At 65.0% G+C, this 12241-nt stretch carries 9 protein-coding genes; 1 reads left to right on the top strand and 8 read right to left on the bottom strand.

Translation table 11 applies throughout. The features are described from left to right. Positions 1–56 precede the first annotated feature (56 nt). The 8 genes from BG83_RS0111680 to BG83_RS0111645 form a co-directional block, all read right to left on the bottom strand. Positions 57–764 (bottom strand): glutathione binding-like protein, encoded by a 708-nt coding sequence (locus BG83_RS0111680; protein WP_024976890.1) that lies wholly within the window; start codon positions 762–764, stop codon positions 57–59. 94 nt (positions 765–858) lie between these two features. Beyond that, positions 859–2061, bottom strand: coding sequence for a low temperature requirement protein A (locus BG83_RS0111675; protein WP_024976889.1), 1203 nt, complete (start codon positions 2059–2061; stop codon positions 859–861). A gap of 30 nt (positions 2062–2091) precedes the next feature. Continuing rightward, positions 2092–2739 (bottom strand): LysE family translocator, encoded by a 648-nt coding sequence (locus BG83_RS0111670; protein ID WP_024976888.1) that lies wholly within the window; start codon positions 2737–2739, stop codon positions 2092–2094. 637 nt (positions 2740–3376) lie between these two features. Continuing rightward, entirely contained in the window at positions 3377–4357 is a 981-nt protein-coding gene (locus BG83_RS0111665) for a DMT family transporter (protein WP_024976887.1), read from the bottom strand. A gap of 106 nt (positions 4358–4463) precedes the next feature. Continuing rightward, entirely contained in the window at positions 4464–5186 is a 723-nt protein-coding gene (locus BG83_RS0111660) for an AraC family transcriptional regulator (protein ID WP_024976886.1), read from the bottom strand. A 164-nt stretch (positions 5187–5350) separates the two neighbouring features. After that, positions 5351–5707 (bottom strand): DUF427 domain-containing protein, encoded by a 357-nt coding sequence (locus BG83_RS0111655; protein WP_024976885.1) that lies wholly within the window; start codon positions 5705–5707, stop codon positions 5351–5353. 79 nt (positions 5708–5786) lie between these two features. Next, entirely contained in the window at positions 5787–6989 is a 1203-nt protein-coding gene (locus BG83_RS0111650; RefSeq protein WP_024976884.1) for an ammonium transporter, read from the bottom strand. Between the two features lie 256 nt (positions 6990–7245). Then, on the bottom strand, positions 7246–8271 hold the full coding sequence (locus BG83_RS0111645; protein WP_024976883.1) for a hypothetical protein: 1026 nt from the start codon (positions 8269–8271) through the stop codon (positions 7246–7248). A 343-nt stretch (positions 8272–8614) separates the two neighbouring features. Here BG83_RS0111645 and icmF point away from each other — a divergent pair, with 343 nt between their 5' ends. Continuing rightward, a complete protein-coding gene (gene icmF / locus BG83_RS0111640) occupies positions 8615–11902 on the top strand; it encodes a fused isobutyryl-CoA mutase/GTPase IcmF (RefSeq protein WP_024976882.1) in 3288 nt (1095 codons plus the stop codon). The last annotated feature ends 339 nt before the right edge of the window (positions 11903–12241 follow it).

The following is a 12241-nucleotide window of genomic DNA, read 5'->3' as shown; positions in this document are numbered from 1 at the left end:
GCTCCTGTCAGAAGAAGAAAGCGGAACGGAGGCGGAGCGCGGAGGCTCCGCGAGGATCAGCGCGCGGTGGAGCTGGCCGTCTGGCCCAGCAGCACGTCGCGCTCGTCGTCGGAGATGTCTTCGCGGCGGCGCGAGTAGGCGCGCTCGACCCCGGCATAGGCGCGCTGCGTGGCCGGGCGTGCGCCGACGGCTTCGAACCAGCGCTGCAGATTCGGAAAGTCGTTCAGGTCCTGGCCGTGCCCGGCGTGGGGCACGATCCACGGATAGGCCGCGATGTCGGCGATCGTGTAGTCGGTGCCCGCAATGTAGGGGCGATCGGCCAGGCGGCGGTCCAGCACGCCGTACAGGCGGTTCGTTTCCTTGGTGTAGCGCTCGATGGCGTAGGGCACGCGCTCCGGTGCATACACGTTGAAGTGGCCGATCTGCCCGGCCATCGGCCCGAGGCCGCCCACCTGCCAGAACAGCCACTTGAGCACTTCCATGCGGCCGTGCAGGTCGGAGGGCATCAGTTGCCCGGTCTTCTCGGCCAGGTAAAGCAGCATGGCGCCCGATTCGAACAGCACCACGGGTTCGCTGCCTTCGGCCGGGTCGTGATCGACCATGGCCGGAATTTTGTTGTTGGGCGAGATGGCCAGGAACTCAGGCTTGAACTGGTCACCCCGGCTGATATCGACGGGGATGACGCGGTGCTGCAAGCCGGTTTCGGCAAAGAACAGCGCCATCTTCAGGCCGTTGGGCGTGGCGCAGTAGTAGAGGTCGATCATGGCGGGGCCCTCGTGTTCTGTCATGTTGGTTGACAGATTATGTGGGCGAGTGGCCTTTTGTAATGTCCAAAAACTGGAATTTTCAGGTGACCACTCACTGGCCGTGCGCCTGTGCGGGCTCCACTGTTTCGCAAGAGCGTGCGTACCATTCCCAGGCCGCGGTGCCGCACAGCACGCCCGTCGCCAGCGCCGACACGGCCAGTGCCGGAAGCTCGGCCGCTGGCAGCCATGCGCCGCCCAGCACCACCAGGCCGACCACATGCGCCGGGCGCAACCGCCCGAAGATCGCCCACTTGAACAGCAGGTTGCCCAGCAGGTATAGCGCTGCGCTGCCCAGCACCGCCAGCGCCGTCCCCGCATGGGCGTGGCCGACCGGATGCGCCAGCACGAATTCATCGGCCACCGCCCCGACGATGATGCCGGCCACCAGCACCACGTGAATGTAGGTGTAGGCCAGGCGTGCAAGCCGCCCTGGATCAGCCGAATGCGAGATGGTGCGCGCGCCGCGCTCGGCAATCGTGTCGAAGTACAGCCACCACATCGCCAGGCTGCCGATGAACGACATCGCCATCGCCGCGATGTTTTCTGCGTTCCAGTCGAGCGCGGCAAACGTGGAGCCCGTCACCAGCACCGATTCGCCCAGCGCGATGATGATGAACAGGGAGCAGCGCTCGGCCATGTGGCCGCCTTCCACGTTCCAGTCGTTGGTGGTGGAGCGGCCCAGACCCGGCGTGTAGAAGCCCATCGACGGCCCAAGCCATTCGATGGCCAGCGCGATGATCCAGCATGCCCAGCGCACGGAATCCTCCGACAGGCCACCGGCCAGCCACAGCACGGCCGAGACCCCGAGCCACGTGCCGATGCGTTGAAAGTTGCGCCGCAAGGGCAGCGACTCGCCACGCACGGCCCACAGAAAGAACAGCGTGCGCCCGAACTGCATGAACACATAGGCCAGCGCAAACGCCAGCCCACGCGAGCCGAACGCCTGCGGCAGCGATGCCGAGAGCAGCAGCCCACCCGTCATCAGCACGAGCATCAGCATGCGGATGGCGAGTTTTTCGGGGTCGAGCCAGTTCGTCACCCACGACGTGAAGATCCACACCCACCACACCGCCAGCATCAGCAGCAGCGCCTGCGCGCCGCCCTGCAGCGTGAAATTGCCGATCAGCAGGTGCGAGAGCTGTGTCACCGCAAACACGAACACCAGATCGAAGAACAGCTCGATGTTGGTGACGCGGTGGTGGCTGTGGGCGCCACCGGATGTGATCGGCGCGGGGCGGAGGTAACTGCGGGGCATTGGGTGTCCTCGGTGCGGCTTGTAGCGCGATCAGGCCGACTGCATGCCCAGCGTGAGCGTGCCTGCGCCCACCATCACCGCGCCACCCGTGTAGCCGAAGCGGCGCTGTGCAGCCACGCTGGTCAGGCGCTTGGCGAGCAGCTTGGCGGCCAGCGCGTACATCGACGCATTGGCGGCGGCCAGGACGACGAAGGTCGGCAGCAGGATCACGCTCTGCGAGAGGAAGGTCTGCTCGGCCGACATGAACTGCGGCACAAACGCGACGAAGAAGACAATGCTCTTGGGGTTCAGCGCGGTGACCGTCCAGGCCGACAGGAAGCGGCGGCCAGCGGACTTCTGCTGCACGGGGATGGTGGCCTCGGGCGCGTCCGCCTGTACGTCATCCCGCAGGCGGCGGGCGCTGAGGATGGACTTGATGCCGAGATAGACGAGGTACGAGCCGCCGATGAGCTTGAGCGCCGTGAAGGCCGTGGCCGAAGCGGCGAGCAGCGCGCCCGCACCGGCAAGGGAAATGGTCATGGCGGTCGTGTCGCCGGCGGCCACGCCCGCCACCGTGCTCCACGCCGAGCGGCCACGGTTGGCCAGCGAATCACCGATCACCAAGAGGATGGTCGGGCCCGGGATGAGCAGGATGATGATGCTGGCGCCGATGAAGGCCAGCCAGGTTTGGACGGTCATGGAGTGGCTCGCTGTGTTGTTGGGGGGAGGGGACACAGTTATCCATGAAAAATTTGGGGCGTCAAATGGGGTGGGGTTTTTTGTTTTTGGTTTTGGGGTTGGTGGTCCATCCGCTTTTCGTACCCTGCCGGGCACGACTTACTTTTCTTTGTCTTGCCAAAGAAAAGTAAGCAAAAGAAAGGCGCGCCCGAGATGGCGACATCCCCTTGAATTTGTGTGACCGTGCGGGGAAGGAGGCAAACTTGCTGCGCTCAGACAAGCCTCCTTCCTTGATCCGCCCGCTCACACAAATTCAAGGCGCCATCAAGGGCTCAACGTCAAAAGAAAAAGGCCAACCCGTCGCGAGGTTGGCTTTGTCGTTTGGGCTGGCGCTGAGATGGTTTGGCCTTTGACTTTCCTGCCCTTGATGGCGCCTTCAATTTTCGTAAGCGGGCGGAAAAAAGGCGGGGAACTGTTTGAGCGCAGCGAGTTTTCCCCGCCTCCGCCCGGTTACGGAAATTGAAGGAATCTTTCGCCATCTCGGGTGCGCATTTCTTTGCTTACTTTCTTTGGGCAAGACCAAAGAAAGTGAGTCAGCCCCGGCAGGGGATGAAACAGGGGATGGACCACCACGTCCAAAACAGCCCAAACAAAAAACCTACCCATGCCGCCGAGCCGCCAACCCCACCCCACTCACCAACAAAACCGCAGCCGCCACCTCAAGCCCATGAGGCCATCGAGCCTCATAGATAAACCCATATACCAACGCAAACACCGTCTCAAACACAATCAACTGCCCCGACAGCGTCAGCGGCAACTTGCGGCTGGCCGCATTCCACAGGCTATTCCCCAGCACCGACGCCCCCAGCGCCACCCCCATATTCACCAGCCAGAACATCCCCCACGCCGATGCGGGCTGCGAAGAAGCCGTCGCCATGCCGGGCATGAAAAACGCCGGCACGGCCAGTGCCAGTGACAACACCCCAGTCGCAACGCCAGTCAACAGCGACCACTCCCGACTGGTGAACTGCGGCCGCGCGCGCAGGTACCGCGCATTGCACACCGCATACACCGTCCAGCACCCCAGCGCGCCCGCGGCCATCAGCAGGCCGATGAAATAGGTTCTGCCGCCCGCATCCGAACGCACGTCGGGCGCATCCAGGTAGATGCACACCACACCGGCCACGGCCATCAGCAGCGGCAGGGCCAGGCGGCGCATGGGCAGGCTGCCCCGTTCGGCTGCGCCCGCGAGCGTGACCGTGACCGGCAGCAACCCGACGATGAGCGACACCGGTGCCACGCCCGCGCGCTGCACTCCACCCGCCACGCATAGGTAGTAAAGAATGTTGCCCGGCAGCGATAACAGCAGCAGCGCCACCCAATCACGCCGAGTCGGTTTGCGCCACAGCGTGCGCCACACCGGCAGTGCGAGCGCCAGGGACAACACGCCATACAACACATACCGCGCTGCTGAAAGCGCCAGCGGCGAGAACTGCGGCAGCATCTTCGGCGCGACGAAGATGACGCCCCACAGCGCCCCGGCCGCGACGCCGTAGCCGATGCCCGTCAGGTGGTCACGCCGTATGTCGTGCTGACCGTAATGAAGATGCGTTGCAGTGGAGGTGTCGCCAACAGCCATGGAGCGTCTGCCCGGAAAGGTCAATCGAACCGGCACTCTGCGCGTGCGCGCACCGTGCGTCTTGGCGAAGACGGCTGCGCTTTGGCAAAAACGGAAATGGGTGGGGCTAGCGCCGCACCGCGGCGGGGGTGATGCCGTGTGCGGCTTTGAGGTGGCGCGTTAGGGCGCTTTGGTCGTAGTAGCCGGTGCGCGCGGCAATCTCGGCGATGGGCAGGGCGGTGGTTTCCAGCAGCGTCAACGCATGCCGCAGCCGTACCTCGGCCAGATGCGCGTGCAGCGTGGTGCCGTATGCCGCACGGAACAGCGTGGCGAGGCGACGCGCGCTCACACCGACTTCTGCGGCGAGCGCATCGACGGTGAGCGGCTCGGCGTAGCGGTGCTCGATCGCGTGCCATACGCGCTCGGCACGCGCATCGGCGCGTGCGCGTATCTGCGTGGATTGGTTGGCCGGATGCGCGGCCAGCGTCGCCAGCGCGAGTGACGACCACGCATTGGCCAGCACCGTGTCGACGATGGGCGCGTCTTGCAGCCACGTCGTCAGCGCGCGCAGGCCCGGCGTGAGCGGAAAGAACACGCGATCGGCCAGGCCGCCCAGGCCGGGGGCGTCAGCGGCCTGCCCGGGAATGTCCAACACGATGAAGCGGTTGGCGCCCGTGGCTTCAAACGCATGCGTGGCGCCGGCCGGAATGAGCGCCGCGTGATGCGTGTCGACACGGCCGCCGCGGCCGTCTACGTCCATCTCCAGGATGCCGCGTGCGGGCATCACGACCTGCATGAAGTCGTGCGAGTGCGGAGGTGCAGCGAGGCCGTAAGTGCGGAAGTCCAGCATGGTGCCGCCGAGAATAGCACCGGCATCCGCCCAAAAAAATACCCGGCCACAGATCATGCTGCGCCGGGTCTCGGAACTTTCACGGAAAGAGGATCCGTGAGAAGAGGAACACGCATATCGTGCGCCGCCTGCATGACAGCGGCATGTCAGCCGCGCCTGCGCACTCATTCCTCCTTGATGGTCACCTTGTCCGGATAGAACGCGAGATAGCCCGCCACTTCCCGCGCGACGGGTTTGGGCTGTTCGTACGTCCAGACGGCGTTGTCGGCGCGCACATCGCCGGCCACGATGGTGTAGTACGACGCGTCGCCCTTGTAGGGGCAATGCGTGTGATGCTGCGTGCGCTCCAGCAGGTTCATCTGCACATCGTCACGCGGGATGTACTGCACCGGCGGGTACGACGCCTCGCGCAGCGTGCGCGCCAGATGCGTGCTGGCGATGGTGAAGCCGTTGAGGCTCACCGTCACGCGGCGCGGGTTCGACTCCACGGTAATGGGGTGATTCGGATCGATATCGGGCATGCGGCACTCCTGCAGTTGGGCGAGGGAAGACGCTTTCACTGTAGCAAGCGCCGCGCGCGTCTTCTTTCGACGCCCCTGCTTACCAGTGCGTTTCCGATTCCGGCGTGGATGAGACGCGGTGGATCGCCAGGTCGGCGCCCATGAACTCGGCCTCGCGGTCCAGCCGCAGCCCCACGAGCTTGCGCAGGGTGCCATACACCACCGTGCCGCCAATCAGCGCAATGACAATGCCGCCTGCCGTGCCCGCCACCTGCGCCCAGAACGACACACCGCCCAGACCGCCCAGCGCCTTGAGGCCGAAGATGCCGGCCGCGATGCCGCCCCACGCGCCGCACAGACCATGCAGCGGCCACACGCCGAGCACGTCGTCGATGCGCCAGACGTTCTGCACGCGCGTGAACATCCAGACGAACAGCACGCCCGCAATGCCGCCGACGGCAAGCGCCCCCAGCGGGTGCATCACGTCGGAGCCTGCGCACACGGCCACCAGGCCCGCCAGCGGCCCGTTGTACGAGAAGCCCGGGTCGTTCTTGCCCATCCACCACGCGGTGAGCGTGCCGCCCACCATGGCCATCAGCGAGTTGATGGCAACCAGGCCGCTCATCTTGTCGAGCGTCTGCGCGCTCATCACGTTGAAGCCGAACCAGCCCACTGCCAGCACCCAGGCGCCGGCTGCCAGGAACGGGATGTTCGACGGCGGATGCGCGGCGATGCGGCCGTCGTCTCTGTAGCGGCCGTGGCGGGCGCCAAGCAGCAGCACTGCCGGCAGCGCGATCCAGCCACCCACGGCATGGACAACCACCGAGCCGGCAAAGTCATGGAACTCCGCGCCCGTCACGCTCTGCAGCCAGTGCTGGATGCCGAAGCGCTCGTTCCAGGCGATGCCTTCAAAGAACGGGTAGACGAAGCCCACCAGCACGAAGGTCGCCGCCAGTTGGGGCTCGAAGCGCGAGCGCTCGGCAATGCCGCCCGAGATGATGGCCGGGATGGCCGCCGCGAAGGTCAGCAGGAAGAAGAACTTCACCAGCTCATAGCCGTTCTGCTGGGCGAGCACATCGGCGCCGGTAAAGAAATTGACGCCGTACGCAATCGAATAGCCGATGAAGAAGTACGCGATGGTCGACACGGCAAAGTCGACCAGGATCTTGACCAGCGCATTGACCTGGTTCTTCTTGCGGACGGTGCCCAGCTCAAGGAACGCGAAGCCGGCATGCATGGCCAGCACCATGATCGCGCCCAGCAGGATGAAGAGCGCGTCGCCCCCGGTTTTGATGGAGTTCATTGCGGTTGTCGTGCGGGTTGAGGGATCAGCGCCATCCGGGTGCAGTGCGTGCCCACAAATGACGCAAAAAGCGCCGACAGATGCAATTCTTGTTCCAACGGTGTGCAAAAAGGTGACATGGCGCACCAGGGCCGTGCGCGCGAGGTCGTGGTCGGGCGGCGCGTTGAGGCGAGCCCGAAATCGGTGCGTGAGTGCCTTGAATTGGTGCGAGCGCCGCGCCAAATGCGCCGTCGTGGTGCGTTACGCCTTGGGAAGGTTACGGCTTGGCGCCCGCGACGCTAAACGATGCCGCCACGGCGTTCCACAGCGGCTCGTACCGCAAGCGCACGGTGCTGGCCTGCTCGGGCGATGTGGCGGGAGACTGCACGTGCAGCATCAGCAGCGCGCCGTCGGTCGGCACCATGAAGACGCGGCCGACCAGCGTGTTGCCCGGCGCGCGGGGGATGTGCGGGCCGGGCGATTCACCGATGTAGCTGGCCCACACGCCGGGGCGCCCGCCGAACGATTGCGTACCCCAGCCAATTAGCCGGCAAGGGGCGGCCACAGCTTGCTTGACGGCATCGCGCATCCAGCGAGGCTCGCGGCTGTCAGGGACGGTTTCGGGGTCGCCTTCGGTGGGGTGCACGATCAGTTCAATGCGCGACAGCCCCGAGCCGCCCTGGTTGGCCCACGCGCCGATCGCCACCCGCGCCGGGTCGGGCTTGCGCGGCGGCGTGGGCGGCACGCGCTCCCAGGAGAACGGCAGCCGCAGGCCGAGGCTCGCACCGCGCGCATTCGGCCAGTCAGACAACGTCACGGCCTGTGTGAAGCGGCTGCCCAGCTCATCGGCGGGGCGGTCGTCGTAGACCACCGCCAGCAGCGTCTGCAGCGTGGCGCGATCCTGATTGCCTTGCGCACGTGCAACCACGCGCTCGGCCAGCGCGTGGGCCGTCTGGGCAGTCTGGGTGGCTGTCATCACGCTGGGCTGGTGAATATCGAGTGCGCGCTCGATCAGCAGTTGCCGCTCGTCGTCGGATAGCGGAATGCCGGCGATCAGGCGGCGCGTGCGGGCCAGCGCCTGCGGGAAGGTGTTGTCGAACTGGGTACGGGCGCGGATCAGCTCTTCACGCTGGCCGGGAAAGCGCTGGATGGCGCGGTCGAGCGCCTGCGATTGCACGGTCAGGAAACCAAGCACGCTGATCAGCCCCGGGATGGCGCCAGGCGTGTAGTCCCACGCCAGGGCGTGGCCGGACCACGCCAGCAAGGCGGTCAGACACCAGCGCATCGTTGCGCGGCTTGGCATTGGAATATCCCCCTATGGCCGGACCCCTCTCCGACCAAAATCTGACTCTAACGATTTGTATCGATTGTGTGCAAGCTGGGTGTTGCACCGAGATCGGACCGTTCCCGCCCCCCCATTTGCGCAAACCACGGCGGGGCGGCGGCGTGCCTGTTGGACGGAATCGCGCTCCGAGCACCATGAAGCTGCAGGTAACGACGCACTGGAAGTGCTGGCGACCGTGCGGCCGGTTGACGAGTGCGTCAACCCCGAAAATACTGTCTGTTCGACCCGCCGACCGGCACGCCTCGCCTTGTGCGTCGTACAACACATCCAACGCCGGCGCCCACTTTTCGAAGGTGGAGACATGACCGATCTTTCCGCTGCCCGCGCGGCCGATCCCACGCCCGCCAGCGAGCCTGCGCCAGCGCGCAACAAGGTGCGCTTCGTGACGGCCGCATCGTTGTTCGACGGGCATGACGCGTCGATCAACATCATGCGGCGCATCCTGCAGTCGATGGGCTGCGAGGTGATCCACCTCGGGCACAACCGTTCGGTAGACGAGGTGGTCAACGCCGCGTTGCAGGAAGACGTGCAGGGCATTGCGGTGTCCAGCTACCAGGGCGGCCACGTCGAATACTTCAAGTACATGATCGACGCGCTGCGCGCACGCGGCGGCGAGCACATCCAGGTGTTCGGCGGCGGGGGCGGTGTGATCGTGCCGACGGAGATCCGCGAGTTGCAGGACTACGGCGTCGCGCGCATCTACAGCCCCGAAGACGGCCAGCGCATGGGCCTGGCCGGCATGATTGCCGACATGGTGCAGCGCTGCGATATCGATCTCTCCATCTATGCGCCGGCCACGCTGGAGCCCGTCGCCAACGGCGACCGCCGCGCCCTGGCGCAATTGATCACCGCATTGGAATCGGGCCGTATCGATCCGGCACTGCGCGAGGCCGTGCACGCGGCTGCGATGGCCACGCCGACGCCGGTGCTCGGCATCACGGGCACGGGCGGTGCGGGCAAGTCGTCGCTCACCGATGAGTTGATCCGCCGCTTCCGGCTCGACCAGCAGGACGCGCTGCGCATCGCCGTCATCTCGATCGATCCGTCGCGGCGCAAGTCGGGCGGCGCCCTGCTGGGCGATCGCATTCGCATGAACGCGATCAATCATCCGAATATCTTCGTGCGCTCGCTGGCCACGCGGGAGGCCAGTCGTGAGATCTCCGACGCGCTGCCCGACGTGATTGCCGCATGCCGTGCCGCCGGGTTCGATTTCATCATTGTCGAGACCTCCGGCATCGGACAGGGCGACGCGGCCATCGTGCCGCATGTCGATTTGTCGCTGTATGTGATGACGCCCGAGTTTGGCGCCGCCAGCCAGTTGGAGAAGATCGACATGCTCGACTTTGCCGATCTGGTGGCCATCAACAAGTTCGACCGCAAGGGCGCGCAAGACGCGTGGCGCGACGTCGCCAAGCAGGTGCAGCGCAACCGTGAGCAATGGCATGCCCGGCCTGAAGACATGCCGGTGTTCGGCACGCAGGCCTCGCACTTCAATGACGACGGCGTGACGGCGCTGTATCACACGCTGGCCGATCGGCTGACCGAGCGCGGCATGGCGCTGGCCGAGCGCACGTTGCCGCGTCCGGCCGGCAAATGTTCCACCAGCCACGACGCCATCGTGCCGCCCGCGCGCGTGCGCTACCTGGCGGAGCTGGCCGATACGGTGCGCAGCTACCACCGCCGCGTCGATGCGCAAAGCCGCCTCGCGCGGGAGCGCCAGCAGTTGCGGGCCAGCCACCGCATGCTGGAGCAGGCGGGCGCCACCGTGCAGACGCTGTCCGCACTGGACAAGCAAGCGGCCGAGCGCGACGCACAACTCGGCGCCACCGAACGCAAGCTGCTCGCCATGTGGCCTGACCTGCGCCGTGCTTATTCCGGCGACGAATACGTCGTGAAGATCCGCGACAAGGAAATCCGCACGCAGCTTACGCACACCACGCTCTCCGGCACCACCATCCGCAAGGTCGTGCTGCCGCCCTATGAAGACGATGGCGAAGTACTGCGCTGGCTGATGCGCGAGAACGTACCGGGCAGTTTTCCGTACACCGCCGGCGTGTTTGCCTTCAAGCGTGAGAACGAAGACCCGACGCGCATGTTCGCGGGCGAGGGCGATGCCTTCCGCACCAACCGGCGCTTCAAGCTCGTCTCCGAAGGCATGGACGCCAAGCGGCTCTCCACCGCGTTCGACTCCGTCACGCTCTACGGCGAAGACCCGGCGCTGCGCCCGGACATCTACGGCAAGGTCGGCAATTCGGGCGTGTCCATCGCCACGCTCGACGATATGGAAGTGCTGTACGACGGCTTTGATCTGACCAGCCCTGCCACGTCGGTATCCATGACGATCAACGGGCCGGCACCGACGATCCTGGCAATGTTCATGAACACCGCCATCGATCAGAACCTGGCCCGGTTCCGCGCGGACAACCACCGCGAGCCAACGCAGGACGAGGAGGCGAAGATCCGCGCATGGGTGCTGCAGAACGTGCGCGGCACGGTGCAGGCCGACATCCTCAAGGAAGACCAGGGGCAGAACACCTGCATCTTCTCGACCGAGTTTTCGCTCAAGGTGATGGGCGATATCCAGGAATATTTCGTGCACCACCAGGTGCGCAATTTCTATTCGGTATCGATCTCGGGGTACCACATTGCCGAGGCGGGCGCGAACCCGATCTCGCAACTCGCCTTCACGCTGGCCAACGGCTTCACGTATGTGGAGGCGTACCTCGCGCGCGGCATGCACATCGACGATTTCGCGCCGAACCTGTCGTTCTTCTTCTCCAACGGCATGGACCCGGAGTACAACGTGCTCGGCCGCGTCGCGCGCCGCATCTGGGCGGTGACCCTGCGTGACAAGTACGGCGCGACCGAGCGCAGCCAGAAGCTGAAGTACCACGTGCAAACGTCAGGCCGATCCCTGCACGCGCAGGAGATCGCCTTCAACGACATCCGCACGACGCTGCAGGCGCTGATCGCCATCTACGACAACTGCAACAGCCTGCACACGAATGCGTACGACGAGGCCATCACCACGCCGACGGCCGAGTCTGTACGGCGTGCGCTGGCCATCCAGCTCATCATCAACCGCGAATGGGGCCTGGCCAAGTGCGAGAACCCGAACCAGGGCAGCTTCATCATCGATGAACTGACGGACCTGGTGGAAGAAGCCGTGCTGCAGGAGTTCGAGCGCATTGCTGAGCGCGGCGGCGTGCTTGGCGCGATGGAAACCGGCTACCAGCGGGGCAAGATCCAGGAAGAGTCGATGCTGTATGAGCAGCGCAAGCACGACGGCTCGCTGCCGATCATCGGTGTGAATACGTTCCGCAATCCGGACGCTGAGAGCGTGGTGCCGCCGCACATTGAACTGGCGCGCTCAAGCGAGGAGGAAAAGCAGAGCCAACTCGCGCGGCTGCAGGATTTTCACGCACGGCATGCTGGGGAAGCGCCGGCCATGCTGCAGCGCCTGCAGCGGGCGGTGATCGAGGATCAGAACGTATTTGCGGTGTTGATGGACGCGGTGCGGGTTTGCTCGCTGGGGCAGATTACGCATGCGTTGTTTGAGGTGGGGGGGGAGTATCGGCGGAATATGTAGGGGGTTTGGGTTTGGGTTTGGGTTTTGGTTTTTTGTTTGTGGTGCATCCCTTGTTTCATCCCCTGCCGGGGCTGACTCACTTTCTTTGGTCTTGCCCAAAGAAAGTAAGCAAAGAAATGCGCGCCCGAGACGGCGACCCCTTCCTTGAATTTGCGTAACCGGGCGGAGGCGGGGAAAACTCGCTTCGCTCAGACAGTTCCCCGCCTTTTTTCCGCCCGCTTACGAAAATTCAAGGCGCCATCTAGGGCAGGAACGTCAACTACCAAACCGTTGGTCTGCGTGCCCGAGTGGCTCTTGCTTGTTGCTGTTGCTGCTCGCTTTGCTTCGCGTTGTGCTGCT

It is taken from the genome of Ralstonia pickettii (assembly GCF_000607165.1).
GTDB lineage: Bacteria > Pseudomonadota > Gammaproteobacteria > Burkholderiales > Burkholderiaceae > Ralstonia > Ralstonia holmesii.
The sequence above is the reverse complement of the archived record's forward strand: the minus strand, read 5'-3'. Positions and strand labels throughout refer to the sequence as shown.